Origin of the sequence: Stutzerimonas stutzeri RCH2, from assembly GCF_000327065.1 — a bacterium.
Classification (GTDB): domain Bacteria; phylum Pseudomonadota; class Gammaproteobacteria; order Pseudomonadales; family Pseudomonadaceae; genus Stutzerimonas; species Stutzerimonas stutzeri_AE.
In genome coordinates, this window is record NC_019936.1 from 3,050,413 (window position 1) to 3,075,897 (window position 25,485).

The 25,485-nt window shown below is 62.2% G+C and carries 25 protein-coding genes; 11 read left to right on the plus strand and 14 right to left on the minus strand.

Annotated features, from left to right (window positions below; all coding sequences use genetic code 11):
• Positions 1-22 precede the first annotated feature (22 nt).
• On the minus strand, positions 23-625 hold the full coding sequence (locus tag PSEST_RS22490; RefSeq protein ID WP_041756697.1) for an OmpA family protein: 603 nt from the start codon (positions 623-625) through the stop codon (positions 23-25).
• A 168-nt stretch (positions 626-793) separates the two neighbouring features.
• Between PSEST_RS22490 and PSEST_RS13915 the strand changes: the two genes are divergently transcribed.
• Both PSEST_RS13915 and PSEST_RS13920 read left to right on the plus strand, forming a co-directional pair.
• Positions 794-1,291, plus strand: coding sequence for a DUF6231 family protein (locus PSEST_RS13915; protein WP_015277614.1), 498 nt, complete (start codon positions 794-796; stop codon positions 1,289-1,291).
• A 1-nt stretch (position 1,292) separates the two neighbouring features.
• On the plus strand, positions 1,293-1,778 hold the full coding sequence (locus PSEST_RS13920; RefSeq protein ID WP_015277615.1) for a YchJ family protein: 486 nt from the start codon (positions 1,293-1,295) through the stop codon (positions 1,776-1,778).
• Positions 1,779-1,823: 45 nt separating this feature from the next.
• Here the strand turns inward: PSEST_RS13920 and fpr are convergent, their stop codons facing one another.
• The gene (fpr, locus tag PSEST_RS13925) at positions 1,824-2,600 is read right to left on the minus strand and encodes a ferredoxin-NADP reductase (protein ID WP_015277616.1); all 777 of its coding nucleotides are present in this window, start codon (positions 2,598-2,600) and stop codon (positions 1,824-1,826) included.
• A gap of 113 nt (positions 2,601-2,713) precedes the next feature.
• Here fpr and PSEST_RS13930 point away from each other — a divergent pair, with 113 nt between their 5' ends.
• A complete protein-coding gene (locus tag PSEST_RS13930) occupies positions 2,714-3,640 on the plus strand; it encodes a LysR family transcriptional regulator (RefSeq protein ID WP_015277617.1) in 927 nt (308 codons plus the stop codon).
• A gap of 24 nt (positions 3,641-3,664) precedes the next feature.
• On the opposite strand, the gene erdR is transcribed toward PSEST_RS13930, so the two are convergent.
• The gene (gene erdR / locus PSEST_RS13935; RefSeq protein ID WP_015277618.1) at positions 3,665-4,315 is read right to left on the minus strand and encodes a response regulator transcription factor ErdR; all 651 of its coding nucleotides are present in this window, start codon (positions 4,313-4,315) and stop codon (positions 3,665-3,667) included.
• Positions 4,316-4,560: 245 nt separating this feature from the next.
• Here erdR and PSEST_RS13940 point away from each other — a divergent pair, with 245 nt between their 5' ends.
• On the plus strand, positions 4,561-5,472 hold the full coding sequence (locus PSEST_RS13940) for a DMT family transporter (protein WP_015277619.1): 912 nt from the start codon (positions 4,561-4,563) through the stop codon (positions 5,470-5,472).
• A 12-nt stretch (positions 5,473-5,484) separates the two neighbouring features.
• On the opposite strand, the gene PSEST_RS13945 is transcribed toward PSEST_RS13940, so the two are convergent.
• Positions 5,485-6,195 (minus strand): tRNA-uridine aminocarboxypropyltransferase, encoded by a 711-nt coding sequence (locus PSEST_RS13945; protein WP_015277620.1) that lies wholly within the window; start codon positions 6,193-6,195, stop codon positions 5,485-5,487.
• Positions 6,196-6,323: 128 nt separating this feature from the next.
• Here PSEST_RS13945 and PSEST_RS13950 point away from each other — a divergent pair, with 128 nt between their 5' ends.
• Positions 6,324-6,722, plus strand: coding sequence for a PA3611 family quorum-sensing-regulated virulence factor (locus tag PSEST_RS13950; RefSeq protein ID WP_015277621.1), 399 nt, complete (start codon positions 6,324-6,326; stop codon positions 6,720-6,722).
• Between the two features lie 57 nt (positions 6,723-6,779).
• On the opposite strand, the gene PSEST_RS13955 is transcribed toward PSEST_RS13950, so the two are convergent.
• Entirely contained in the window at positions 6,780-9,194 is a 2,415-nt protein-coding gene (locus tag PSEST_RS13955) for a phosphoketolase (protein WP_015277622.1), read from the minus strand.
• A 132-nt stretch (positions 9,195-9,326) separates the two neighbouring features.
• Between PSEST_RS13955 and PSEST_RS13960 the strand changes: the two genes are divergently transcribed.
• Together PSEST_RS13960 and PSEST_RS13965 are read left to right on the plus strand one after the other, a co-directional pair.
• Positions 9,327-10,736 carry an MBL fold metallo-hydrolase RNA specificity domain-containing protein gene (locus tag PSEST_RS13960; protein ID WP_015277623.1) on the plus strand — a complete coding sequence of 470 codons (1,410 nt, stop codon included), beginning with the start codon at positions 9,327-9,329 and terminating at the stop codon, positions 10,734-10,736.
• Between the two features lie 106 nt (positions 10,737-10,842).
• Positions 10,843-11,934: a TIGR00730 family Rossman fold protein gene (locus tag PSEST_RS13965; protein ID WP_015277624.1), complete on the plus strand. Its 1,092-nt coding sequence runs from the start codon at positions 10,843-10,845 to the stop codon at positions 11,932-11,934.
• Between the two features lie 101 nt (positions 11,935-12,035).
• Here PSEST_RS13965 and recX read toward each other — a convergent pair whose 3' ends face one another.
• The 4 genes from recX to PSEST_RS13985 form a co-directional block, all read right to left on the minus strand.
• The gene (recX, locus tag PSEST_RS13970; RefSeq protein ID WP_015277625.1) at positions 12,036-12,500 is read right to left on the minus strand and encodes a recombination regulator RecX; all 465 of its coding nucleotides are present in this window, start codon (positions 12,498-12,500) and stop codon (positions 12,036-12,038) included.
• A gap of 3 nt (positions 12,501-12,503) precedes the next feature.
• Positions 12,504-13,547 (minus strand): recombinase RecA, encoded by a 1,044-nt coding sequence (gene recA / locus PSEST_RS13975; protein WP_015277626.1) that lies wholly within the window; start codon positions 13,545-13,547, stop codon positions 12,504-12,506.
• A gap of 83 nt (positions 13,548-13,630) precedes the next feature.
• A complete protein-coding gene (locus PSEST_RS13980) occupies positions 13,631-14,128 on the minus strand; it encodes a CinA family protein (RefSeq protein ID WP_015277627.1) in 498 nt (165 codons plus the stop codon).
• 102 nt (positions 14,129-14,230) lie between these two features.
• Positions 14,231-15,343 carry an acyltransferase family protein gene (locus PSEST_RS13985; protein ID WP_015277628.1) on the minus strand — a complete coding sequence of 371 codons (1,113 nt, stop codon included), beginning with the start codon at positions 15,341-15,343 and terminating at the stop codon, positions 14,231-14,233.
• Positions 15,344-15,836: 493 nt separating this feature from the next.
• On the opposite strand from PSEST_RS13985, the gene mutS reads away from it, so the two are divergent.
• Both mutS and fdxA read left to right on the plus strand, forming a co-directional pair.
• Positions 15,837-18,416 (plus strand): DNA mismatch repair protein MutS, encoded by a 2,580-nt coding sequence (gene mutS / locus PSEST_RS13990; protein WP_015277629.1) that lies wholly within the window; start codon positions 15,837-15,839, stop codon positions 18,414-18,416.
• A 121-nt stretch (positions 18,417-18,537) separates the two neighbouring features.
• Complete coding sequence (fdxA, locus tag PSEST_RS13995; RefSeq protein ID WP_003285709.1) at positions 18,538-18,861, plus strand: ferredoxin FdxA; 324 nt, start codon at positions 18,538-18,540, stop codon at positions 18,859-18,861.
• Between the two features lie 78 nt (positions 18,862-18,939).
• Here fdxA and PSEST_RS14000 read toward each other — a convergent pair whose 3' ends face one another.
• The 5 genes from PSEST_RS14000 to PSEST_RS14020 all read right to left on the minus strand — a co-directional run bounded on the left by PSEST_RS14000 (position 18,940) and on the right by PSEST_RS14020 (position 23,107).
• Complete coding sequence (locus PSEST_RS14000; RefSeq protein WP_015277630.1) at positions 18,940-19,131, minus strand: CsbD family protein; 192 nt, start codon at positions 19,129-19,131, stop codon at positions 18,940-18,942.
• 86 nt (positions 19,132-19,217) lie between these two features.
• Entirely contained in the window at positions 19,218-20,210 is a 993-nt protein-coding gene (locus tag PSEST_RS14005; RefSeq protein WP_015277631.1) for a lysylphosphatidylglycerol synthase transmembrane domain-containing protein, read from the minus strand.
• Entirely contained in the window at positions 20,207-20,968 is a 762-nt protein-coding gene (locus PSEST_RS14010; RefSeq protein WP_015277632.1) for a DUF2334 domain-containing protein, read from the minus strand. The genes PSEST_RS14005 and PSEST_RS14010 overlap by 4 nt, the downstream gene beginning before the upstream one ends.
• Complete coding sequence (locus PSEST_RS14015; RefSeq protein ID WP_015277633.1) at positions 20,961-22,076, minus strand: glycosyltransferase family 4 protein; 1,116 nt, start codon at positions 22,074-22,076, stop codon at positions 20,961-20,963. The genes PSEST_RS14010 and PSEST_RS14015 overlap by 8 nt, the downstream gene beginning before the upstream one ends.
• Before the next feature lie 155 nt (positions 22,077-22,231).
• Positions 22,232-23,107 (minus strand): YihY/virulence factor BrkB family protein, encoded by an 876-nt coding sequence (locus tag PSEST_RS14020; protein WP_015277634.1) that lies wholly within the window; start codon positions 23,105-23,107, stop codon positions 22,232-22,234.
• A 205-nt stretch (positions 23,108-23,312) separates the two neighbouring features.
• On the opposite strand from PSEST_RS14020, the gene PSEST_RS14025 reads away from it, so the two are divergent.
• Both PSEST_RS14025 and PSEST_RS14030 read left to right on the plus strand, forming a co-directional pair.
• Complete coding sequence (locus PSEST_RS14025; protein ID WP_015277635.1) at positions 23,313-23,546, plus strand: hypothetical protein; 234 nt, start codon at positions 23,313-23,315, stop codon at positions 23,544-23,546.
• Between the two features lie 391 nt (positions 23,547-23,937).
• The gene (locus tag PSEST_RS14030) at positions 23,938-25,476 is read left to right on the plus strand and encodes an MBOAT family O-acyltransferase (protein WP_015277636.1); all 1,539 of its coding nucleotides are present in this window, start codon (positions 23,938-23,940) and stop codon (positions 25,474-25,476) included.
• Positions 25,477-25,485: the final 9 nt, after the last annotated feature.

Below are 25,485 nucleotides of genomic sequence, written 5' to 3' on the forward strand. Positions count from 1 at the left end.
CTGGATCACCACCTCAGCCGAATCAAGGACGCGCTTCGACTTCGGCCTCTACGCGACGGTTGATGGCACGACCTTCCTCGGTCGCGTTATCGGCCACCGGACGCGATTCGCCGTAGCCAACCGAATTCACGCGACTACCCTCGACACCGTACTGATTGACCAGCACTTCACGCACAGCTTTCGCGCGGCGCTCGGACAGACGCTGGTTATAGGCATCGGTACCCACCGAGTCGGTGTGACCTTCAAGCACGGTGGTGGTCTGGCGATATTCCTTCATGAAATCGGCCAGGTTCTGGATGTCGCCGTAGCTGTCCTGCTTGACTACATCGCGATCGAAGTCGAACTTGACGTCCAACTCGACGCGAACCGGCTCGGATGCAGGCTCTGGTTCCGGCTGAGACTGAGGCATCGGCTCAACCGTTTCGACAACGGCAACGGTTTCCTCCTCCATGCCGTTGGCCCAACAATAGGCCGCTGCGACGCCACCACCGATCAGCGCACCCCAACCGGCATAGGAGCTGCTCTCGATAGCCCCAAGCGCGGCACCGGTCACGCCACCTACGGCCGCACATGTCGGCCAGTCCTGTTTCTGCACGCCTGCACAACCGGCCAGGAACGTGGTCATGACAATAACGGGTACTGCTGTCCGTAATGTACTCATCGATCAAAACCTCCAGTGTGGACATTCAGCCAGAACCGCCGCGTACGGGAGTCCGGGTGGCTCCGGTTACTTTCAGACTAGGCCGACAAACGGCACCGCGCTAGTCTTCACCTTTGAAACGAGGATTCTCGATTGACTGAAAACCCTGTATCGCATACGCCACAGCAAGCGCTTGCGGCGATGCTCGATCACTATGCCCCGGCGCGCCTGTTACACGTGGGGCGCAGCGATCAACCCGCTCTGGCTGCCTACGCCGAATGTCATCCGGAGTGTCAACTCGAGCGCGCCGATGTTGCTCCGCTGCCCGAAGAGCTGGCAAAGCAGCGCTATGACCTGGCGTTGTTCGCCGATTGCCTGGAACATCTGCCAAAACGCAGCGGCCTGGAGCTGCTCGGCAGTGTCCGCAACCTGAACGCCAGCCGCATGGCCGTACTCGTCGATCTCGAAGCCTGCGAATGGCAGACCACCGATTTCTATGCCTTGGCGCTGCAGGTCAGCGACCGCTTCCAGCGCGACGGACAGACCTTGACGCTCTTCACCTACGACCTGCTCCAATACAAGCAGGTTCCAGACTGGCTGAACGCCAGGTTCTGGGCGAACCCAGAAATGTTCGGCAAATACTGGTGGTGACATGAGCGATCAGCAACAACTCGACTCTAACTGCCCGTGCGGCAGCGGCAATGCGTTTAATCAATGCTGCGGCCACTATCATGCAGGCACCCCCGCGCCGAGCGCCGAGCTACTGATGCGCTCCCGTTACAGCGCCTATGTGCTGGGGCTGGTTGATTATCTGCAGGCAACCACGCTGCCGGCACAGCAGGCGGCGCTGGATCTGGAGGGGATACGACGCTGGAGCCTGGACAGCACGTGGCTGGGGCTGGAGGTGGAAGACAGCGTGGTACTTGGCGGCAAGCCCGAGCATGCGCTGGTGACATTCACCGCGCGCTGGCACGATCAAGACGGCGAACATGCCCATCAGGAGCGCTCGGCTTTCGTTCAATGCAACGGCAAATGGTACTTCATTGATCCAACGGTACCGTTGAAGGCGGGACGCAACGACCCCTGCCCCTGTGGCAGCGGTGCGAAGTTCAAGAAGTGCTGTGCCGCCTATGTCTGATCCCTGCCAAGTCGCCGCGACTAGCGCCGCGGCGACCGAGGAGCATCACTTCTCGACGAAGGCGCGCTCGATCAGGTAATGGCCTGGATCGCCCATGCGCGGCGAGACGCTCAAGCCGAAGCTGTTCAGCACCTGGCTGGTTTCGTCCAGCATGCTGGGGCTGCCGCAGATCATTGCCCGATCATCCTGCGGATTGATCGGTGGAAGTCCGATATCGCTGAACAGCTTGCCGCTTCGCATCAGTTCGGTCAGGCGACCCTGGTTCTCGAATGCCTCGCGGGTGACCGTGGGGTAATAGATCAGCTTTTCCTTTACCGCTTCACCGAAGAATTCGTTCTGCGGCAAGTGCTCGGTGATGAACTCGCGATAGGCGACTTCGTTGACGTAGCGAACCCCATGCACCAGCACGACCTTTTCGAATCGCTCATAGGTTTCCGGATCCTGGATGACACTCATGAACGGCGCCAGCCCAGTGCCTGTGCTTAGCAGATAGAGGTGCTTACCCGGCAGCAGATCGTCGAGCACCAGAGTTCCGGTCGGTTTGCGGCTGACCATGATCTGGTCGCCTTCCTGCAGATGCTGCAGCCGTGACGTCAGCGGACCGTTCTGCACCTTGATGCTGAAGAACTCCAGGTACTCTTCGTAGTTCGGACTGGCGATACTGTAGGCGCGCATCAGCGGACGACCCTCGACTTCCAGGCCGATCATGACGAACTGGCCGTTCTCGAAGCGCAGCCCTGCATTACGGGTAGTCTTGAAGCTGAACAGCGTGTCGTTCCAGTGATGCACACTGAGAACGCGCTCAACGTTCAGGTTACTCATGTTGCGAATTCCTCGTGGTGTCGCGACGGGCGTCGTTACGTGGCGTCAGTCTAGCGATAGCTTTAATATTCCTTAAATGGATAATAAAGATATCGGTTATCGGTTATATAGATATGCATTTCACGCTCCGTCAAATCGAAGTTTTCGCCGCCGTCGCCAGACAGGAAAGCGTGTCTCGCGCTGCCGAAAGCCTTTCCTTGTCGCAGTCGGCAACCAGCACATCGCTGGCCGAGCTGGAACGGCAGTCGGGCTGTCAACTGTTCGACCGGGCCGGCAAGCGGCTCTGCCTGAATGCACTCGGACAACAGCTGCTGCCGCAGGCCGTCGCCCTGCTCGATCAGGCACGCGCCATCGAGGATCTGCTGAATGGCAAGAGCGGCTTTGGCTCACTGGCGGTGGGTGCGACGCTGACCATCGGCAACTACCTTGCGACCCTGCTGATCGGCAGCTTCATGCAGCGCCATCCGGAGTGCCGGGTGAAACTGCACGTGCAGAACACGGCGAACATCGTGCACCAGATTGCGCAACACGAACTTGATCTGGGTTTGATCGAGGGCGAGTGTCAGCATCCGGATCTGGAGGTCCAGCCATGGATCGAGGACGAGCTGGTAGTGTTCTGTGCGCCCCAGCATCCGTTGGCCGGCCGAGAGCTGGTGGATCTGGAGGAGTTGACGTCCGAAGCCTGGATACTCCGGGAAAAAGGCTCGGGCACCCGCTTGACGTTCGAGCAGGCCGTGCGTCATCGACCGGGCAAACTGAATGTGCGACTGGAGCTGGAGCATACTGAAGCGATCAAACGCGCCGTGGAATCGGGGCTTGGTATCGGCTGCATCTCTCGGCTGGCTCTGCGCGACGCGTTCCGCCGCGGTAGCCTGGTCCCGCTGGCGACGCCAGAGCTGGACCTGCGACGCCAGTTCTACTTCATCTGGCACTCGCAGAAATACCAGACCGCAGCCATGCTCGAATTCGTCGAGCAGTGCCGCGCGATGACGTCAGGTGTCCGCCGCAGCGATGAGATCAACCTGCCGCCGATCGCCTGAACACTGCAGCAAACGCGGCCGGCATCAGCTGGTGGGGATGGAGCCCATTTGCTGTAGCAGCAAGGCGGCCTGGGTTCGTGTACGCACGCCAAGCTTGCGGAAAATCGCGGTCACATGGGCCTTGATGGTCGCTTCGGACACATTGAGTTCATAAGCGATCTGCTTGTTCAGCAGGCCATCACAAACCATCGTCAACACACGGAACTGCTGCGGTGTCAGGCTGGCAAGCCCCGCGCTAGCTGCCTTGGCCTCATCGCTGACGTTCGCCACGTCCTGAATGTTGCTCGGCCACCAGACGTCGCCATCCAGCACCGCGCGCACCGCCTCCTGGATGGTTTCCAGAGAGCTGGACTTGGGAATGAAGCCGCTGGCACCAAACTCGCGGGAGCGCGCAACAACCGCCGCGTCTTCCTGCGCCGAGATCATCACCACCGGCAGATGCGGATATTGCCCGCGGAGCAGCACCAGACCGGAAAAGCCATAAGCGCCCGGCATGTTCAGATCCAGCAGGACCAAGTCCCAATCGGCGCCCTGGTTCAGAAAGGTTTCCAGTTCGGCGATGCTGGCCGCCTCCACCAGACGTACGTTTTCCCCCAGCCCCATGGTGAGCGCCTGCTGAAGCGCACTGCGGAACAGCGGATGATCATCGGCAATGATTATTTCGTAAGCAGCCATTGGCAGACCTGTAGTTTTTATTGGCGCTTTTCATCGGCTTGAGCAGCCGATGCCGACATGATGACGGCAGAACCCCTAGAAATTGCTTCGGGGATGGTCCGATGTGGATATTTCAGCCGGCTGAAACCGAATATCGGCCGCCTGCTACAACAAATCAAGCGGCGCAAGCATGCCCACCGATGAATAAGTGGTCAAGCGCGGCGCTTTATAGCAAAGTTTGCGACTTTTCCCGAACGAGCTGAAACATGCGCAGCCAAGCCCTCCGCGCCGACTTCCTGATGCTGATCACCGCCATGATCTGGGGCACTGCCTTTGTGGCCCAGCGCATCGGCATGGACAACATCGGTCCGTTTCTTTTCACCGGCCTGCGTTTTGCGCTCGGTGCCCTCGCGCTGCTGCCACTGGTGATCTATCAGGGCCGCACCAAGGCTCGCCACGAACCGTTCCTGCAGCGCGGCCTGCTTCTGGGTGGCTTGAGCATGGGCCTTGCGCTGACGCTGGGCATCAACCTGCAGCAGGTCGGCCTGCTGTTCACCAGCGTGACCAATTCCGGCTTCATTACCGGCCTTTATGTGATCGTGGTACCTCTGCTGGGCCTCGCCATCGGCCACAAGACCGGCTTCGGCACCTGGCTCGGCGCATTCCTCGCCGTCGCGGGCATGGCAATGTTGAGCATCGGCGAAGATTTCACCGTAGCCTCGGGCGACTGGATTCAGCTAGCCGGCGCGTTCGTCTGGGGCGTGCACGTGCTGCTGGTGAGTTTCTTCGTCAGCCGCCACGACGCTATTCGGCTGGCCTTTCTGCAGTTCGCCACCTGCGCCGTGGTGAGCCTGTTGCTGGCCCTGGTCTTCGAGGAGATCAATCCGTCCAGCATCTGGCTCGCAGGCCCAGCGCTCATCTACGGCGGTCTGTTTGCGGTTGCGGTCGGCTATACGCTGCAAGTCGTGGCGCAGAAGCACGCCATTGCATCCCACGCGGCAATCATTCTGTCGCTGGAGGCCGTATTCGCCGCCATCGCCGGCGCGCTGTTCCTCGAGGAAAGCCTGACGCTGCGCGGTTACATGGGCTGCGTACTGATGTTCATCGGCATGCTGGCGGCGCAACTTTGGCCACGCAAGCCGGAAGTATCTACGACCAGCGCTGCCGTCAAGGTCTGAGGTGCAAGCGCATCAGGGCGCGGGCTTCAATGCCAGATGTGCCGGATTTTGCAGATCCGGTTGGCGATGGTACTTGGCCCCCAGATAGTGCTCGGTAAACACATCGAGCCAGGCATCCAGGGTATTTGCCGCGGCCGAATCGCCTGCCAGATCCAGGCAGAGAGCGGCGACCTCGGCGGTGCACAGGTGGTCACTGCGGGTCGAACGGCGCAGCCGGTAGCGTGATAACGCCTCAGGTTGCAGGCTTAGCACCGGCAACCCATCCAGATAAGGACTCTTGCGAAACATCTTGCGCGCCTCGGTCCAGGTCGCATCGAGCAGGATGAAGAGCGGACGCTTGTCGGACTGTCGCTCGACCTGACCGACAACCCGATGCGCCTCGGCATATTCTCCGGGAAAGATCACCAGCGGCTGCCATTGCGGATCGGCCAGGAGAGCCAGCAGTCGCGGATCGACACCCGTACGCTGCCAGGTGAAGGCGAACGTGTCGGGAACGACATCGGCGATCAGCCAACCCGTGTTGCTCGGTTTCAACGGCTCGATATCGTGCATCAACAGGCAGACGCCGCAATCGCTATGGATTTTCGGCAGCCACGCACAGAGACAGTGACTGAACGGCACACGGCAACGCGCGCAACGCGGAGCACGCGAGCCACGCGCAACGAAAGGCTTGAGGCTTTTAGCCAGGCGCTCGTCGCGCAGACGGGCTACGGCATGGGGCATGGGTTGGGCTCGACGGCTGACGATCAGGCGCGGCAGTCTACAGCGGCCACGCCCCTGCCGGGCAATACCGGTAACTGAACCGCACCACAGCCAGCCGGTCGAAATAGCGCAGTCATAAGGAGACCGCCATGTACCGTCTGACTACCCTGCTCGCTCTGAGCCTCGCCTTACCCGTTGCCCACGCCGCCTCGCTGCAAGAACAGCAGCTGAGCCAGTTGCTCGACCAGGTTGCCCGTGAAAGCAGCGTCGGCACACCCCGCGCGATCAACGAAGACATCCTCGACCAGGGTTACACCGTGGAAAACAACCAGCTGGTCAACCACCTCAGCGTTCAGCCGCGGCATGCAGCGCAGATGAGGGATAACCCGGCCGACGTGCGCAGCCAGCTTGCGATCAGCGTCTGCGGCAATGAGGGGCTACGCAAGCTGATGAGCCAAGGTGCCGTGCTGCGCTACGACTTCAGCGAATATCAGAGCAACAAGCCCATTGCCAGCGAGCGCTACAAGGCGTCCGACTGCGGTCTGTAGCACCGCAACGGCCAGCGGGAGCGGCCTACTGGCCGCACTCCCGCCGCGCCTTTTCTGTCAGGCGTCGCCCCGCAATATCTGCGGATCGCCCTTGCCGGCCACCGCCGCAGCTTCATCCCGCGTGAGTAGCGCTGTGCGTGGAACATTGCGCAACCGCGCGCAGGCGGCCAGCACATTGGCCCAACTGGCACGGTTGGCGAACTGCATACCGAACTCGTCCAATGTACCGCCACGGTTGCGATAGCCAAGTGCCGAGCATTTGCGTGCATCGGGCAGGATCGGCCAGAGATGACCGCGAGCCACTTCCGGGCGCATATGGGTCAGCAGCACACGCATCTCCATTTCGTCGGGGAACAGACGCTCCGCCACTCCGTCGCTGGCGCGCGCCTCGACTTCCCAATGATCGCGAGGCCCCCGGAACCGACCCGGCTCCTGCAGATAAACCAGGCGATAGGCACATTCGGCCTCCTTCAGACGCTTGGCGGCACGGAGCATTTCACCCAGCTGATAACTGCCGTTGGCGATCAACAGCAACGGCTCACTGCCCGGCTGCTCCTCGACCACGATGGCCCCGTCACGTGCCAGCTGTTCGGACTGCGCACGATCGAAGTAGCACGGCCGATCACGCTTGGGCATGACCAGGCAAGCCAATTCGCCACGCGCCTGATAGATCGCCGGCAGCAAGGCCAGGGCGCTGTTGTGGTCGGCAGGAAACAGCACCCGCACCATGTCGTTCATCTCACCGAGCAGCGCCTCGCAGAATGTGGTGTCCTGGTGGGACTGCTGGTTCTTGCCGTTCTCCCAGGTATGCGATGTCGCGATCAGCGGCCAGCCGAGCCAGCCCGCCGGCCGGCCGATTTCTTTCTGCTGACGGGAGAAGATGATGCTCTGTCGCACCACACCAAGCATCTTCACGCAGAAGGCTTCGTAGCTGGCCACCAGATTCAATCCGCCCTGATTGGCCAGGCACGCTGAAACCACAGCCTCCTCGTTGAGCGCGGTGATGATCGCCCCGTCTATCGCTTCGAGTTCGCTTTCCGGCTCGATCACCCGGTGCTTGAGCGCTTTCAGCACCCCACCCAGGCGGTTGCTCGCCAGCTCGTCCGGGTTACCGACGCGCGGCCGCAAGGAGGGGTTGGCCGCAGTCAGCTCGACGAAGAAACGATCCACTGCAGCCATCGGTGAACAGGCGTCGTCGCGGTAATTCAGCTTTGGCATGACCGGTGCCGGTGGCCGACGCAACGCCAGCGGGTTGTCGCGCTCCAGCACACGCCCCTGGCGGTTGCGTTCGAACAGTTCCAGTGCGGCCGCCAGCTCCGCCTGCGAAACGAACAACCGTGCCGCATGCTCATTGAACAGATCACGCGACTCTTCATCCTGGCTCGGGTTGCCCGGCAGCGGCAGGTTGTGTGCGGCGTTGCGGCCGGCACCATAGAAGCCGAAGCCCTTTACCGTTTCGGCAATACCGTACGGCATCGGCAGCGGGTAGTTGAGGATGCCGCGAGCCTTTTCCTCCACCCGACGTTCCAGGCGCAGTTCCATCTCCCAAAGGGTCGCAACGAATGCCGCGGGGTCGCGCCCATCGAAGGGCATCGGATCGAAACCGCACTGGCTCAGATGCTGGCGGAAATCGGCAAGCCCCTGCTCGGTGCCCAGCGCGGTGCGCTGTTCGATCCGCCGCCCATTGGCGATCATTACCGGCAACGCCACACCACAATCTTCGGCACGCCACCAGCGCGGTATCCAGTCACTGCCGCGTTGTTCTTCCGCCGCACCATCGGAAAGGAAGGCCACCAGCGTCTCGCCGGGCAGCGGCATATGCGCATATTGCAGCTCGGCAAAGCCCAGATAGCCGCCCTCGGCAATCCCGCCAGCGGTATGCGGATTGACGTGGCTACCCAGTGGCGCGAGCGGGCTGCCATCGGCCGCCTGGTGGTAGCCGTAGAAATCCTGCAGCAGGCGATTCATGCCCGCCTCGCCGCCGCCATAGGCCTGCGCCTGTTCCGGGTGCAGGTTGCCAGTCAGTAGATTGAGGGCATCGACGGCGGCCACGCAGTGGCCCTGCCCCATCAGCCAGGCTCGGGTACGGCCGGTCAATGCATTTAGCGCTAGATAGCCCGCATAGGCCGGCACCATGTTGAGTGCTCCGCCGGTATGCCCCTCAGGGCTGCGTTTGAAATCGTCGACGGTTAGCGGCGTGCCATCCAGATGCACATGCTGCGCATAGGTCATGTGCACGACCAGCCAGAGGCCGGCGCTGGCGACGCGGTCGACCGCCTGCAGCAGGCGATAGACGCTGGCCAGATCCGCTTGGTGTCCCGCCTGCACCAGCTGATGGGCCAGACGGAATACTGCCGCCTGGGTCTCCAGCCCATGCTCGAACGGGCCAAAACCGCCGCGCCAGGCGGCAAATTCCGGTTCGGCTTGTGCGTGTTGATCCAGCTCGACGAGGCTGGGCAGTAGCTGACTCATGGGATCACTCCGTTGGTAAGCGGGTTGTGCTGTAGTCTAGGCAGGGCTCGTTTCGCTATCTCTGATATGTATCAAGTCACCAGGGCAGCCGAGCGGGCAATGTGGACATCATCGTACAGACAGGAAGGCAACATGGCTTTGCTCAGTTTTCTCGGCGCCATTCAGCAGGTAACCGGCTCCTGCTATCTCATTGAGACCCACGACGGCATCAGGGTTCTGCTTGAATGCGGCATGCATCAAGGTCGCCGAGAGGAAGAAAGCGACAATCGCGCAGCGTTCGCCTTCGACCCCACAACGCTCGATGCGGTCGTGCTGTCCCACGCCCACATCGACCATAGCGGCCTGCTGCCACGCCTGGTTGCCCTCGGCTATCGCGGCCCGGTGCATTGCACCGACGCCACCGCCGAGCTGCTGGAGCTGATGCTGCTGGACTCGGCGCAGATTCAGGAAAAGGATGCCGAATGGGAAAACAAGTGGCGCGCACGCATCGGCAAACCGATGATCCAGCCGCTGTATACCCGTGTCGATGCCGAACGCATGCTGAGCCAGCGCGAGCCACACGCGTACGGCGAGACCTTCGAGGTTGCCCAAGGCGTCGTCGTGACCTTCCATGACGCAGGCCATATCCTCGGCTCTTCCATTGTGCAGATGGACGTCAGCGACCACGGCAGAACGCGTCGCCTTGTTTTCTCCGGCGACCTCGGCAACGCCTGCTCGCCGCTGATGCATCCGCCAACCGTGCTCAAGGAAGCCGACGTTGTGCTGATGGAGTCCACTTACGGTGATCGCGACCACCGCAGCCACGAAGACACCGTCGAAGAGCTGGCCGGCATTCTGCAACAAGCGCACCGCGATGGCGGCAATGTGCTGATGCCATCCTTCGCCGTCGGGCGCACCCAGGACCTGATCTACTATCTCGGGCGTTTCTATCGTGAAGGCCGCCTGCCGCAGCAAGCGGTGTTTCTCGACAGTCCGATGGCCATTGGCGCCAATGCCATCTATTCGCACTACAAAGACCAGCTGGACCTCAACGGCATCGACGCGGCCCTTAGCGGGACCAGCGGCAAGCTGTACGCCGAGCGCTGGCTGCCAATCCTCAAGCCCACACCGACTCCTGAAGAGTCGATGGCCATCAACCGCTTCAAGAGCGGTGTGATCATCATCGCTGGCAGTGGCATGTGTACCGGCGGACGCATCCTGCATCACTTCAAGCACAACCTCTGGCGCGAGGAATGCCACCTGGTGATCCCGGGCTTCCAGGCCCGTGGCACCCTCGGCCGCGCCATCGTTGACGGCGCCGGCAGCGTCAAGCTGCTGCACCAGCGCATCGCCGTGAACGCGAAGATCCATACGCTTGGCGGCTTCTCCGCCCACGCCGGGCAATCGCAGCTGATCGACTGGGTCAGCAACTTCGAAAACCGCCCGGAGCTCTATCTGGTCCACGGTGAGCTGGAGAAGATGCAGGTACTGCAGCAGGCCATACGCGATCGCCTGAACTGGGAAGCGCGGATACCCGAGCCGGGTGATCGAATCGCGCTCTGAAGGAGCGGGCCGAAGCCTCTGCGGTTTCGGCCCGGCAGCAGCTCAGCTTGAGCCGGCAGACGGTAGCCTATAGCCTGAGCGCGACGCCCATACATGGAGAAGTTGTATGTCTTTCGATACGGACGACTACCTGTCGCGACACTTCAAGACCAGCGGCGCCGAACTGGAAAGCAAGATCGACGAACTGGTTGCCATGGTGGTTTCCGAAACCAGCCCCAATCTGCCGCTTTACCGGGAAATGCTGGTGACCGTCACCCGCATGGCGCAAGCCGACCGCAGTCGCTGGGATGCCAAGATCCTGCTACAGACCATGCGCGAAATGGAGCATGCCTTCAGCCGCCTCGACCAGTTCAAGCGGCGGCGCAAGGTCACCGTGTTCGGCTCCGCCCGCACACCGGTCGAGCACCCGCTGTATGCGCTGGCCCGACAGCTGGGCGCCACCCTCGCCCACTACAACTTCATGGTCATTACCGGTGCCGGTGGCGGAATCATGGCCGCCGCACATGAAGGCGCAGGACGTGACAACAGCCTCGGCTTGAACATCACGCTGCCGTTCGAGCAACACCCGAACCCGACCGTGGGCGGTACCGACAATCTGCTGTCATTCCACTTCTTCTTCGTGCGCAAGCTGTTCTTCATCAAGGAGGCGGACGCGCTGGTGCTCTGCCCCGGCGGCTTCGGCACACTGGACGAAGCGCTGGAAGTGCTGACGCTGATCCAGACCGGCAAGAGCCCCTTGGTTCCAGTCGTATTGCTCGACGAACCCGGCGGTACCTACTGGAAGGACGCGCTGCAATTCATGCGCGGCCAGCTGGAGGAGAACCGCTACATTCTGCCCAGCGACATGCGCCTGATGCGCCTGGTCGACGATGCGGACGAAGCTGCGAGGGAGATTGCCAATTTCTATCGCAACTTCCACTCGAGTCGCTGGCTGAAGGACCGCTTCGTCCTGCGCATGAACCACCCGCTCAACCAGCAGGCGATGGAATACCTGAACGACGAGTTCACCGATCTCTGCGTGAAAGGCGAGTTCGAGCAACAGAACTGCTGCGAATCGGAACTGGACGAGCCGGAGCTGCAGCGCCTGCCGCGCTTGAGTTTCGTCTTCAACGGCCGCAATCACGGGCGTTTGCGGGAGCTGACCGATTTCGTCAACGAGCCGGCCAACTGGGCAGCACCGCTGGCAACCGAAGATTGACGCAGTCAGCGCAGCGACGGGCTACGGGAGCAGCAGCCCGGCGCATAAATACCTAAGCCGCCGGAACAGCTCTAGCAACCAGGCCGCTCGTTTGCACCACTTCAATCAGCCGAACTACCGCCACGCAACAATCGGCTGATCAGCTCCAGCGGATAACCGCGATAGCTGAGAAAACGCCCCTGCTTGGCCCGCTCCCTGGCATCAGCTGGCAACTGACCAAACTTGCGCTGCCAGAGCTCATGCAGCTGTTCGCTCCAGTCGAAGCCACTGTCTCGCAGAGCCTGTTCGACATCCGCCCGGGGCAGTCCGCGCTGGGACAACTCTTCGCGAATGCGCAACGGCCCGTAGCCGGCATTGGCCCGGCTTCTGACAAAGCTTTCGAGGTATCGGGATTCGGATAACAGGCCCTGCTCGCAGAGGCGATCCAGGGCCTGTTCGATCAGATCAGGCGGGGCGCCACGTTGGCGCAACTTGCGGGCCAGCTCGACGCGCCCATGTTCGCGCCGAGCCAGTAGATCCATGGCTACCCGCCGCACCGCGACAGGAGTATCGAGCACGGCTGGCATGGATCAGAGGTCGGCGTCAGCCAGATCTTCGCTGACTACGTTCGCCTTGCTACCGCCCGAGACCACGAGCAGCTTGTCGCGGATCTGCTGCTCGATCTCGCGGCCGATTTCCGGATTGTCTTCCAGGAACTTGGCGGCGTTGGCCTTGCCCTGGCCGATCTTGTTGCCCTTGTAGGCGTACCAGGCACCAGACTTCTCGACCAGACCCTGCTGCACACCAAGGTCGATGACTTCGCCACTGCGGTAGATGCCCTTGCCGTAGAGAATCTGGAATTCGGCCTGGCGGAACGGTGGGGCAACCTTGTTCTTCACGACCTTGACGCGGGTTTCACTACCGACCACTTCGTCGCCTTCCTTCACCGCGCCGGTACGGCGGATATCCAGACGGACCGACGCGTAGAACTTGAGCGCGTTACCACCGGTGGTGGTTTCCGGGCTGCCGAACATCACGCCGATCTTCATGCGGATCTGGTTGATGAAGATAACCAGGCAGTTGGCGTTCTTGATGTTACCGGTGATCTTGCGCAGCGCCTGGGACATCAGACGAGCCTGCAGGCCGACGTGCGTATCGCCCATCTCGCCTTCGATTTCGGCCTTGGGTACCAGCGCCGCCACGGAGTCGACGATGATCACGTCGACCGCGTTGGAGCGGACCAGCATGTCGGTGATTTCCAGTGCCTGCTCGCCGGTGTCCGGCTGCGAAACCAGCAGGTCGTCGACATTCACGCCCAGCTTGCCGGCATAGTCCGGGTCCAGCGCGTGCTCGGCATCGACGAAGGCACAGGTAGCGCCCATCTTCTGCGCTTCGGCGATCACCGACAGAGTCAGGGTGGTTTTACCGGACGATTCCGGACCGTAGATCTCGACGATACGACCCTTCGGCAGGCCGCCGATGCCAAGCGCGATGTCCAGGCCCAGCGAGCCGGTAGAGATGGCCGGAATGGCCTGGCGATCGTGATCGCCCATGCGCATCACTGCACCCTTGCCGAACTGCTTTTCGATCTGGCCCAGGGCTGCAGCCAAGGCGCGCTTCTTGTTCTCGTCCATCAAATCCTCACTTGATCAAGAGGGCCGGAGGCCACAACAACTGTATAAGTAGACAGTATTAGAACATAGGCAATTTTACTCGCCTAGCCCCGAACCGGTTTTTCTCCGACCGCCAGGGCGATCAACCCTTGCAGCGCGGCCGCTACCGTCTGCTCGCGCACGGCCTGACGATCACCGCTGAACAGATGCCGCTGTGCATGTACCTGGTTGCCATCGGCCCAGGCGATCCAGACGGTGCCCACCGGCTTCTCGGCCGTACCGCCGCTCGGTCCGGCAACGCCGCTGACCGCCACCGCAAAGCGCGCGCCACTGTTCTGCCGGGCCCCATGCACCATGGCCTGGACGACCTCGGCACTGACGGCACCGACCTGCTCGAACAACTCCGCAGGCACACCAAGCTGGCGGGTCTTCTGCGCATTGGAATAGGTGATGTAGCCCGCCTCGAACCAGGCCGAGCTGCCGGCGATACGAGTGATGGCCTCGGCGATACCGCCACCGGTGCAGGACTCTGCCGTGGTGACCTGGGCGCCGAGGCGCTGCAGCTCCTCGCCCAGACGCGCGGCCAGTTCAGTGAGATTCATCAGCGCCTCGCGCAATCCTGAAAGTGGCCAATACCCTACACCAGCAGTTCGTGGAGTCCAGCCCGCCTCGACCACGACTGGCCGGGCGGTACCTCATCCGACTCAGGCGTCCTGGCGAACCGGCAAAACGATGCCCTCACCCCTCCGTCGTCCGCGGCGACTCACAACCGCGTCGCCATAACGCTGAATGGGATCGGCGAGGGTTCGCTTAACGAAGAACCCGAACAACGTCAGCAGAATCAGCATCGCCGCGATATAAAGCGGGCCCGGAACCGCCAGATCGCCAGCGCCGAAACCCAACAGTTCGACGATGGCGAACACCGATGGATGCGAGAGAAAGATGATGTATCCGACGCCGCCAAGCGGCGCCAGCCAGCGCAGCCGGTTGCCACTGATGCGCGTGGCGCCAAGAAAGAGCGCAACGCCCACGCCGTAGCTGACGAAGTAGCGGTACCAGGATTCGCCGAAACCCGTATCGCGCGAATAAGCGAGCACGCAGATCGGCAGCAGGAACAGATAGAACAGTCCGACCGCGATACGCGCGTAGTGCCCGGTATCGGTCGCCCGACCGTTGTCCGTCGCCTTCCACAAAGCACCGAGAAAACACACGCTCAGCATCAGCGGCAAAGCCACCGGCAGCTTGATTTCCAGCTTGTAGCGCAGAAAGGCCAGTGACAGCGTGAACAGATACTGCACGAGCAGAAACAGCAGATCCCGTTTTGCCGAACCACCGAGGCGCAGCGCGAAGAGCAGGATGCAGAGAACGTAGAAGGTGAGCTCGATCTGCAGCGTCCAGTACAGGCCAATCACATTCTCGACGAGCACGAAGCCTTGCAGCATCGTCGCATTGATGGCGATCACCGCCGGGCTGAACACCTTGGCTGGATCGTCCCAGGGGAACATGACGCCGAGAAACAGCGACAACCAGTACAACGGAAACAGCCTGAAGAAACGCTGGTAGACGAATGCTGCGATAGGCCGCTCGTATCGGCCACGACTCTTGTAAAGCGCTGCCACGACGAAATAGCCGCTCAGTGCGAACAACACCAGCACGCTGGTCTTGCCGACATCCAGCACCGCCTTGCTGAGAAGAAACAGCAGGCCGGTCATCTCGTCGAAATGGCCGTCACGCTTCATTTTTGCAATCAGATGGGAATAGGCGACGCACAATGCCGCAACGCCGCGCAGGGCATCGAGTCCGAGTAGTCGGGACATGTCTGCTGCTCACTTTGGACTTGGTGGAGAGTTGCCAGAGTTACTGCAGGGAACTGACGCGAGGAGGTCATGCACGCAAGCACTCGCTGTTCGCCAGCGGTTGCCGGAACGCGAACGATGCGAGGCAGAAACGACGATCAGGCAAGCTACCGCAACAGGCATCGAGGGCCTGAACAGTCGCAAGATCGGATGGCATCGAAAGGTACAACAGAGGCCGCGCACGCGGCGCACCGACAACCGATCGACGGGGCAGAGTTATCGGCAGCGGCGACCGACCTGTCAACGCTTTCGTCCCGCGGCCCGACAGATGACATGCCTTGGTGGATGTCGATCAAGACGCTTGCCGGTCCATTCCCTGCCGCGCAATGCGGCCCGTGGTAACCTTGCCGGCTTTCCGCGGGAATCCCTCTTCCCAACCAAGTGGCAACACAACGCCACCACTGGGACGCATGATCCGGGTTCCCTCGCCCTACAACGAGCCGCGCCGCAACCGATGACCAAACCCAACGCCGACCTCTCCGCCCATACGCCCATGATGCAGCAGTATTGGAAGCTCAAGCGCGAGCATCCGGACCAGCTGATGTTCTACCGCATGGGCGACTTCTACGAGCTGTTCTACGACGACGCCAAGAAAGCCGCCGCGCTGCTCGACATCACCCTGACTGCGCGCGGTCAGTCGGCGGGTACGGCGATTCCCATGGCCGGTATTCCTTTCCATTCCGCCGAAGGCTATCTGGCGCGACTGGTCAAGCTTGGCGAATCGGTGGTGATCTGCGAGCAGATCGGCGACCCGGCCACCAGCAAAGGCCCGGTGGAGCGTCAGGTGGTACGCATCATCACGCCGGGCACGGTGAGCGACGAGGCGCTGCTCGACGAGCGCCGCGACAACCTGCTGGCGGCGGTGGTCGGCGACGAGAAGCTGTTCGGCCTGTCGGTGCTGGATATCGCCAGCGGCCGCTTCAGTGTGCAGGAACTCAAGGGCTGGGAAACCCTGCTTGCGGAACTTGAGCGCCTGAGCCCGGCTGAACTGCTGATCCCCGACGACTGGCCGCAGGGCCTACCGCTGGAGAAACGCCGCGGCGTGCGCCGCCGTGCACCCTGGGATTTCGATCGTGATTCGGCATTCAAGAGCCTCTGCCAGCAGTTCTCCACCCAGGACCTCAAGGGCTTCGGCTGCGAGAACCTGACCCTGGCCATCGGTGCCGCCGGCTGCCTGCTCGCCTACGCCAAGGAAACCCAGCGCACCGCCCTGCCCCACCTGCGCAGCCTGCGCCACGAGCGCCTCGACGACACGGTGATCCTCGATGGCGCCAGCCGGCGCAACCTGGAGCTGGACGTCAACCTCGCCGGCGGCCGCGAGAACACCCTGCAATCGGTCATGGACCGCTGCCAGACCGCCATGGGCTCGCGCCTGCTGACCCGCTGGCTGAATCGTCCGCTGCGCAACCGCGAGATCCTCGAAGCACGCCAGGATTCGATCACCTGCCTGCTCGAGCACTACCGCTTCGAGCAGCTGCAGCCGCAGCTCAAGGACATCGGCGACTTGGAACGCATCCTCGCCCGCATCGGTCTGCGCAACGCCCGCCCGCGCGATCTGGCGCGCCTGCGCGACGCCCTGGCCGCGTTACCGCAGCTGCAGGCCGGCATGCAGGACCTGGTGGCGCCGCATCTGCTCGAGCTGGCGACCAGCATCAGCACCTACCCGGAGCTGGCGGAACTGCTGGCCCGCGCCATCATCGACAACCCGCCAGCGGTGATTCGCGACGGCGGCGTACTGAAGACCGGCTACGACCCCGAGCTGGACGAGCTGCAGTCGCTCTCCGAGAACGCCGGCCAGTACCTGATGGATCTGGAGACCCGCGAGAAGGCGCGCACCGGGCTGGCCAACCTCAAGGTCGGTTACAACCGCGTGCACGGCTACTTCATCGAGCTGCCGAGCAAGCAGGCCGAATCCGCGCCGGCCGACTACATCCGCCGGCAGACACTCAAGGGCGCCGAACGCTTCATCACACCTGAGCTCAAGGAATTCGAAGACAAGGCACTGTCGGCCAAGAGCCGCGCCCTGGCGCGCGAGAAGCTGCTCTATGACGAGCTGCTGGAAATGCTCATCGGTCATTTGGCACCACTGCAGGAAAGCGCCGCTGCGCTGGCCGAGCTGGACGTGCTGAGCAACCTCGCCGAGCGTGCGCTGAACCTTGACCTCAATCGTCCGCGCTTCGTCGAGCAGCCGTGCATGCGCATCGAGCAGGGTCGCCATCCGGTGGTCGAGCAGGTGCTTGAGACGCCTTTCGTGGCCAACGACCTGGGCCTCGACGACGCCACGCGCATGCTGGTCATCACCGGACCGAACATGGGCGGTAAATCCACCTACATGCGCCAGACCGCGCTGATCGTGCTGCTGGCACAGATCGGCAGCTTCGTTCCGGCAGCCGCCTGCGAGCTGTCGCTGGTGGACCGCATCTTCACCCGCATCGGCTCTTCGGACGATCTGGCCGGCGGGCGCTCCACCTTCATGGTGGAGATGAGTGAAACCGCCAACATCCTGCACAACGCCAGCGATCGCAGCCTGGTGCTGATGGACGAAGTCGGTCGCGGCACCAGTACCTTCGATGGCCTCTCGCTGGCCTGGGCGGCTGCCGAGCACCTGGCCAAGCTGCGCGCGTTCACGCTGTTCGCCACCCACTACTTCGAGCTGACGGTGCTGCCGGAAAGCGAGCCGGTGGTGGCCAACGTCCACCTTTCCGCTACCGAGCACAACGAGCGCATCGTCTTCCTGCACCATGTACTGCCGGGGCCGGCGAGCCAGAGCTACGGCCTGGCGGTTGCACAGCTGGCCGGCGTGCCGGGCGAAGTCATCCAGCGCGCGCGCGACCATCTGTCGCGCCTGGAAACCACCAGCCTGGCGCACGAAGCGCCGAGAATAGCGCCCGGCCAGCCGGCACCACCAATGCAGAGCGACCTGTTCGCCAGCCTGCCGCACCCGGTGCTCGAGGAATTGGGACGGATCAATCCCGATGATGTGACGCCGCGCCAGGCGCTGGACCTGCTATACAGCTTGAAATCACGCATTTGATACGCCGCGAAAGCTGCTAGAATCGCGCGCATTTTTTTGATAAGCGGCATTTGCCTGTGCCGCCTACTCGCAGGGGCGTCACCGTAACGCCTACCTGACACGCCTGAGGAGATAGCTAGACATGACCTTCGTCGTCACCGACAACTGCATCAAGTGCAAATACACCGATTGCGTGGAAGTCTGCCCGGTGGACTGCTTCTACGAAGGCCCGAACTTTCTGGTGATTCACCCGGACGAGTGCATCGACTGCGCACTGTGCGAGCCGGAGTGCCCGGCTCAGGCGATCTTCTCCGAAGACGAGGTACCGGAAGATCAGCAGGAGTTCATCGAACTCAACGCCGATCTGGCGGAAGTCTGGCCGAACATCACCGAGAAGAAAGACGCTCTGGCCGATGCCGAAGAGTGGGATGGCGTGAAGGACAAGCTGCAGTATCTGGAGCGCTGATACCTAGCGATTTCGGATAAAAAAATGCCCGCAGCGATGCGGGCATTTTTATTCGTGCTGCGAGTCGGCAGCGACAGGTCAGGCCTTGTCGATGCCCTTTTTCAGGGTGTCTTTCACATCACCCTTGACCTGCTGGGCCTCGCCCTTCACTTCCTGGCGCTGGCCTTCGCCTTTCAGACGCTGGTTGTCGGTGGCTTCGCCCACACCCTGCTTGATCTTGCCGACGGCTTCGTTGGTGTTGCCCTTGATCTTGTCTTCTGTACTGCTCATGGCAGATTCCCCATTCTCATTAGTGACATAGGGTGGACCCGCCACATGCAGCGATAGTTTCGCCCCGGCCATCGGACCAGAGCGGCTCAGGCCTGGCGCGACGGCATCAACCGATGCAGCAGTGGCCTGCCAGCCAGGTGCAGGAACACCGGTGCGCCAGCGATGAGATAGAAGTAGTAGGTCACGAAGCGCCAGATGACGATCGCCGCCGCAGTAGTCGATTTGCCCACCATCGGCGTCAGCAGCGCGGCCGACGCCAGTTCGGCACTGCCCGCCCCACCCGGCAACAAGCTGAGCTGACCGGCGGTCAGCGCCAGCAGTTGCACCAGGAAGGTCCAGGCCCAGGCCAGTTCGCTGCCTAGCCCCTGCAGGGTCAGGTAGAGCACGCTGAAGCGCAGCAGCCAGTGCAGCGTGGTCAGCCCGAAGACCGCGAGCAGCACGCGTCGCGGCAAGCGAAAGCAGTCGACCAGCGCGTTGCGGAAGCTCAGTACCTTTCGCGCCCAGCGCCGTTTGCGCGCCTGCTTCATGCCCAGCCGGGTCACCAGCCAGCCATTGAGCAGGAACACCTGGCGATGAAAGCGCCCGAGCAGCGCCAGCAACACCATCACCCCGATCAGCAGCGCTACGCTGAAGCCCAGCAGGTTGGCGATGTGTGCGTTGAGCGCGTGGGTCAGTGCATAGATCAGCACACCGACCAGTGCGCAGGCGAAGAACAGCAGATCGGTCAACTGCTCGACCGCGTATGTCGCCGTACCCTTCGCAGGCGCGACGCCTTGGCGCATGAGCAGCGCCATCAGAGTCAGCGGACCGCCCGCGCCGCCCGGCGTTGCGCAAATCGCGAATTCGGTTGCCACCACGATACCGAAGGCACGCCGCTGGCCCAGCTGACGGCGCCCCAGCAGCAGACGCAGGCGCAGCGCATTGAGGTTCCAGCCCAGCAGCACCATGCCCAACATTACTGCCAGCAGGCTGCCGGGAAAATTGCGCAGACGCTCGAACAGCCCGGTGCCGCCAAGCAGCAGCGGCACCAGCGCTGCACCGAGCAGAGCGCCTGCCAATATCCACCAGCGGCGAGTCATGCCACAGCGCTCGATGAGCGGTACCGTCGCAGCCAATCGATCTTGGTCAGCGGCCGCCGTCCGTCCCGCAGCAGACGCTGCAGTACCTCGAGCCAATAGCGTCGGGAAAATTCATGGCGCATATCCACCGGATGCAACCCCAGCCGTAGCAACGGTGCCTTCCGGCTCTGCCGTAGCTGCCGTTCACTGACCAGCCAGGACACACCGCGACGCACAGAGCTGCGAGCGCTCCATACCAGCCCTGGCGCGACGATCGGCGAAAAGTCCGGCAGCAGGTAAAGATGGCCCGGGTCGCTGGTATAGCTCAGCCCGCTGCCCGCCAATGCGCGCCGCGTGCCCTCACTCATCAGCCAGGCCGGCGCGACGAAGCCGTGCAACGGCCAGCCATGACGGCTGAACAGCTCCAACCCCAGCGCCAGCCGCTCGCCGGCCGCTTGCTGGTCGAGGCCATAGAATTCGCCCTCATGGGTATAGACCCGGCGCATGAACCAGTCCTTCGGCGTCTTCGGCGCAGGCTCGAGATCGGCGTGGTAGCAACCGTGCAACACCAGCTCATCGCCGCGCTGCACGCGCTCGTCCAGCACACGGCGGAAATCCGGCTGCTGTTCCAGCGGATTGCGCTGGTGAAAATCCGGTACCACCAACCAGGTGATCGGTACGCCGCCAATAGAATCGACCGCCTCGACGAAAGGCTGGTAATCAGGCCAGGTTTCCGCGGCCACATCGTGCAGCACCAGTGTCAGAGCCGCCTCAGCCATGTACGGCGACCGGCAGTTCGACGGTACCGAGCACGGCGTGGTAATGGGCCAGCAAACCAGCCACGACGGCATCCCAGGCATGATGCGCTTCGACATGCTGACGCGCCTGCTGCCCGAGCAAGCGCGGATCGTCTTCGAACAGCTCGCGCACGGTATGCGCCATGGCCTTCGCGTCCAGCGGCCGGCACAGGCGTCCGCTGTAGAACGGCACCAGCTCCGGTAAAGCACCGGCCCGCGCCGCTACCACCGGAATGCCACAGGCCATGGCTTCAAGCGCAACCAGGCCGAAGGTCTCCTGATTGCCGGCGTGCAGCAGCACATCGCTACTCGCCACGTAACGCGCCACTTCACTGGCGCAGCAGAAGCGGTCGATTACCGTGACGTTGTCCGGCACCCGCTGCGGCATGCTCGAACCCACCAGCAACAGGTGGTATGGCTTGCCGAGCTGGCGCGCGGTGTCCAGCAGGATATGCAGGTTCTTCTCCCGCGAGCCGCGCCCGGCAAAGATCATCAGCCGCGTGTCGTCGGCCAGGCCCAGTTCGTGACGCAGGTCGGGATCCCGTCGCTCGGGGCAGAAGGTATCCAGATCTACCCCCAGGGGCTGCACAAAGACATTTTTCACGCCGAGGTGCATGAGCTTGTCGGCCATCACTTCACTGGGTGCCAATACCCGGTCGAAGCTGCCGTACAGCTTCGAGACGTAGCCGTTGAGGTTGGTACCCAGCCAATTGCCGATGCGGTTGCTGACCAGCAGCGGAAGGTCGGAATGATAGAAACCGATGACCGGAATATTAAGCCGACGACCCGCATCCAGTGCCGCCCATGCGGTCATGTACGGATCGCCGACCTCGATCAGATCAGGGCGCAGTGAACGCAGCAGATTGCGCCAGGGCGCGCGGCGGATCGGAAAGCGGTAGCCCTTGCCGAAGGGCAGTATGGGTGCCGGTACTTCGTAAAGCCCGTCGTTGTGGCTGTAATCGCCGCCCGGCACCAGGATGCTGTGGCGTACCCCCGAGTACAGCTGCAGCCGGCGATGCTTCGCCTCGAGGTAGGTGCGCACGCCACCGCTGGCAGGCGCGTAGAACATGGTCATATCCGCGATATGCAAGGTACTTCTCCGTCCGGTCCGTAGCAGAACACCGGTCTTTGCCGGACATGCACACGTTGAGCGGCATGCTCCGCAATCCCTGCGGAATAATTCTGTAATGAAATAGATGACCGTTACGTAGAAGGGTTGTTCGCCGCCAAGCGCCGGACGGCACCTCAGCTGTCCAGCTGTTTATCGCCCTCGTCCTTACCCTCGACCGAGGCGTGCTCGATCACCGCATTGAGCTCGGCGCCGAACAGCAGTACCGCTGCGGAAATGTACAGGTACAACAGCAGCACGATGATGGCGCCGATGCTGCCGTAGGTGGCGTTGTAATCGGCGAAGTTCTGTACGTAGATGCCAAAAGCGATCGAGGCGAGTATCCATACCAGCACCGCCAGCACGGAGCCCGGCGTGATGAAGCGGAAATCCTGCTCCACATCGGGCGTCACGTAGTACAGCAGTGCCACCACCAGCATCAGCGTCAGCACGACCACCGGCCAGCGTGCCCAGGTCCACAGCACCACCACCATATCGCGCATGCCCACCTGCCCGGCCAGCCACTCGATGGCCTGCGGCCCGACGATCATCAACCCCGCCGTCAGCAGCAGCAGAACCGCAATACCAACGGTATAGGCCAGCGAAAGCATGATCAGCTTCCAGCTCGGGCGACCCTCCTCCACGTCGTAGGCCCGGTTCATCGCATTCATCAGCGAGCGGAAACCGACGGACGCCGTCCACAACGCCACGAGAATACCGAAGGACAATAAGCCGGCCTGCTGCTCCTGCAGCTGCTCGATGACCGGGTCGATCTGCTCCATCGCTATCGGCGGCAATGCCAACGACGCCTGCATGCGCAACCAGTCGAAAAAGTTCTGCAGATCGAGGAAGCCCAGCAACGCGATGAGAAACACCAGAAACGGAAACATCGCAAACAGCCCGCGATAGGCCAGCGCCGACGCATAGGTTGACATGTCGTCGCTGCTGAATTCCTTGAAGGTACGCTTGAGCAAGGTAAAGGCCCCGATACCGCGGGTGTCCAGCATGGCCATTGATATTCCCCCAATCAGTTAAGTGCGCCGTCTAGAAAATGGGACGACCGCTCTGCTGGAGAGTTCGCTGCTAGTCGCTTGCGAGCGCCCGAGATCTGGGAACGTTTTCAATGAGCACCCTGTCACATAAAGGCAGATTGACATCAGCCCAATCCGGCCTGAGTCGCTCGACGAGCGAGGGCCATTATCCGCAGAGGACGACAGGATGTTTTCCAGCTATCTCTATGAAGCCGCACTCATCTATGGCCTGGTCTTCACTTCGGTGGGGTTCGTGCTGGGCATGTTCTACAACAACCGCAAGGTCTTCCAACTGGAAGACAAGGTGCAGCGGCTAAAGCGCACCGTGCGGCACCTGCAGCGCAAGGTCGAACCGCCTGCCGCCGCGTCGAGAAGCGTTCAGCGCGCGCGCAGCAGCGCAGGGTTGAGCAGCGTCCGCTGAGCGGACTCGCCACAGTCGGGCGAACACGCCAGCAGCTCGTTCGCGCTCAACCTTCAGAGCCTTGAAAAATGCCGGGAACTTTCCCGACCGACGGAAATGGGCTGCAGGCCGCGTCCGCCGGGACTCTTTTGACCTGCGACAATAAAGCGCTCGGCGGCGCAACGAAAATTGAAACTTTTTTTTACACCTTCCCGTCCGACGCATAGGAGCTCAGGGGAAGGCGGTCAAGATGGCCGTAATCCGAGCGGGCACCCACTGATGGACCGAGGATGTCGCAACGCCGACCAGGATGGATTGTCGGTCGCGTGGCGCTAGGACTTTATGGATGACTCGCCCCGCCTTGAAGGCGGCCTGAGCAGCGATGCACGTACGCTGAGCAGGGATAGGGAAGATGCTTTTCAATTCAGTGGAATTCATCGCCGGCTTTCTACCGGTGGTGTTGATTGGATTCTTCGTGCTGACCGGATCGGGCCAACAACGGCTCGCGGTGATCTGGCTGACCGTCGTCTCGTTGGTCTTTTACGGCTGGTGGAACCCGGTCTATGTACCGTTGCTGGTCGGCAGCATGCTGGTCAACTATCTGCTCGGTGGCTACCTGCGCCGGCACCCCTCACGTCTGCTGCTCGGGCTGGCGGTCGCGGCCAACGTGCTGCTGCTGGTCTACTACAAGTACACCGGCTTTCTGCTCGGCACGCTGGATGCGGCGCTGGATCTCGGTTGGCGGGTGGAAGACATCATCCTGCCGCTGGCGATCTCCTTCTTCACCTTCCAGCAAATCGCCTATCTGGTCGATGCCCATGATGGCGTGGTGGAAGAGCACGACTTCACCAACTACTGCCTGTTCATCAGCTTCTTTCCACAATTGATCGCCGGGCCGATCACCCATCACGGTGAGATGCTCGCGCAGTTCCGTGACCGCGACAGCTTCCGCGCGCGCATCGACAACCTGTCGCTGGGAGCGACGGTGTTTCTGCTCGGTCTGTTCAAGAAGGTAGTGATCGCCGATACCCTCGCGCTGAAGGCCACGCCGGTCTTCAGCCTGGCTGCCGACGGCACCATCCCGGCGTTCTACGATGCCTGGACCGGCGCGCTGACCTACACACTGCAGATCTACTTCGACTTCTCCGGCTACAGCGACATGGCCATCGGCCTCGCGCTGCTGTTCGGCATCAGCCTGCCGGCCAACTTCAACAGCCCGTTCAAGGCGCGCAACGTCATCGACTACTGGTCGCGCTGGCACATGACGCTGACGCGTTTTCTCACCGCCTACCTCTACAACCCCATCGTGCTGCGCGTGACCCGCGCGCGCATGGCGGCCGGCAAGCCGCAGCCGCGACGAGGCAAGATGACCGTCGGCACCTTCTTCGCACTGGTCGCCTACCCCACCGTGTTCACCATGTTCATCTCCGGCATCTGGCACGGCGCCGGCTGGCATTTCGTCGCCTTCGGCCTGCTACACGGCGTCTATCTGGTGGTCGCCCACGGCTGGCGCGCCTGGAAGGCGCGTCAGGGCTGGAAGCTGGACAGCGACATCTGGTGGCACAAGGCGGCGGCCGTCTCCCTGACATTTGGCTGCGTGGTGGTGGCGATGGTGTTCTTCCGCGCCAGCGACGTGCCGACCGCCATGGCGATCCTCGCCGGCATGCTCGGCCTGAGCCCGATCAGCACGGCGATGGATCGCTCCGACTTCGTCTATATCGCCGCATTGCTGGTGTTCGTCTGGGGCATGCCGAACGTGCAGCAGTGGATGGGCCACTTCCGTACCGCACTCAACTTCCAGGCTCAGCCGCACTGGACCGAACGATTGCTGCCAGTCAGCGCCTGGCGGCCGACGGCAATCCACGGTCTGGCGGTCGGCGTACTCGGCTTCTTCGCCCTGGCGATCGCCTTTTCCATGGCGCCGACCGAGTTCCTCTACTTCCAGTTCTGACCACGACAA

Excerpts from the sequence above, each read along its gene's own strand:
- PSEST_RS22490 (WP_041756697.1), bottom strand. The coding sequence starts at position 625 with ATGACCACGTTCCTGGCCGGTTGTGCAGGCGTGCAGAAACAGGACTGG.
- PSEST_RS13920 (WP_015277615.1), top strand. The coding sequence starts at position 1,293 with ATGAGCGATCAGCAACAACTCGACTCTAACTGCCCGTGCGGCAGCGGC.
- fpr (WP_015277616.1), bottom strand. The coding sequence starts at position 2,600 with ATGAGTAACCTGAACGTTGAGCGCGTTCTCAGTGTGCATCACTGGAAC.
- PSEST_RS13930 (WP_015277617.1), top strand. The coding sequence starts at position 2,714 with ATGCATTTCACGCTCCGTCAAATCGAAGTTTTCGCCGCCGTCGCCAGA.
- erdR (WP_015277618.1), bottom strand. The coding sequence starts at position 4,315 with ATGGCTGCTTACGAAATAATCATTGCCGATGATCATCCGCTGTTCCGC.
- PSEST_RS13940 (WP_015277619.1), top strand. The coding sequence starts at position 4,561 with ATGCGCAGCCAAGCCCTCCGCGCCGACTTCCTGATGCTGATCACCGCC.
- PSEST_RS13945 (WP_015277620.1), bottom strand. The coding sequence starts at position 6,195 with ATGCCCCATGCCGTAGCCCGTCTGCGCGACGAGCGCCTGGCTAAAAGC.
- PSEST_RS13950 (WP_015277621.1), top strand. The coding sequence starts at position 6,324 with ATGTACCGTCTGACTACCCTGCTCGCTCTGAGCCTCGCCTTACCCGTT.
- PSEST_RS13955 (WP_015277622.1), bottom strand. The coding sequence starts at position 9,194 with ATGAGTCAGCTACTGCCCAGCCTCGTCGAGCTGGATCAACACGCACAA.
- PSEST_RS13960 (WP_015277623.1), top strand. The coding sequence starts at position 9,327 with ATGGCTTTGCTCAGTTTTCTCGGCGCCATTCAGCAGGTAACCGGCTCC.
- PSEST_RS13965 (WP_015277624.1), top strand. The coding sequence starts at position 10,843 with ATGTCTTTCGATACGGACGACTACCTGTCGCGACACTTCAAGACCAGC.
- recX (WP_015277625.1), bottom strand. The coding sequence starts at position 12,500 with ATGCCAGCCGTGCTCGATACTCCTGTCGCGGTGCGGCGGGTAGCCATG.
- recA (WP_015277626.1), bottom strand. The coding sequence starts at position 13,547 with ATGGACGAGAACAAGAAGCGCGCCTTGGCTGCAGCCCTGGGCCAGATC.
- PSEST_RS13980 (WP_015277627.1), bottom strand. The coding sequence starts at position 14,128 with ATGAATCTCACTGAACTGGCCGCGCGTCTGGGCGAGGAGCTGCAGCGC.
- PSEST_RS13985 (WP_015277628.1), bottom strand. The coding sequence starts at position 15,343 with ATGTCCCGACTACTCGGACTCGATGCCCTGCGCGGCGTTGCGGCATTG.
- mutS (WP_015277629.1), top strand. The coding sequence starts at position 15,837 with ATGACCAAACCCAACGCCGACCTCTCCGCCCATACGCCCATGATGCAG.
- fdxA (WP_003285709.1), top strand. The coding sequence starts at position 18,538 with ATGACCTTCGTCGTCACCGACAACTGCATCAAGTGCAAATACACCGAT.
- PSEST_RS14000 (WP_015277630.1), bottom strand. The coding sequence starts at position 19,131 with ATGAGCAGTACAGAAGACAAGATCAAGGGCAACACCAACGAAGCCGTC.
- PSEST_RS14005 (WP_015277631.1), bottom strand. The coding sequence starts at position 20,210 with ATGACTCGCCGCTGGTGGATATTGGCAGGCGCTCTGCTCGGTGCAGCG.
- PSEST_RS14010 (WP_015277632.1), bottom strand. The coding sequence starts at position 20,968 with ATGGCTGAGGCGGCTCTGACACTGGTGCTGCACGATGTGGCCGCGGAA.
- PSEST_RS14020 (WP_015277634.1), bottom strand. The coding sequence starts at position 23,107 with ATGGCCATGCTGGACACCCGCGGTATCGGGGCCTTTACCTTGCTCAAG.
- PSEST_RS14025 (WP_015277635.1), top strand. The coding sequence starts at position 23,313 with ATGTTTTCCAGCTATCTCTATGAAGCCGCACTCATCTATGGCCTGGTC.
- PSEST_RS14030 (WP_015277636.1), top strand. The coding sequence starts at position 23,938 with ATGCTTTTCAATTCAGTGGAATTCATCGCCGGCTTTCTACCGGTGGTG.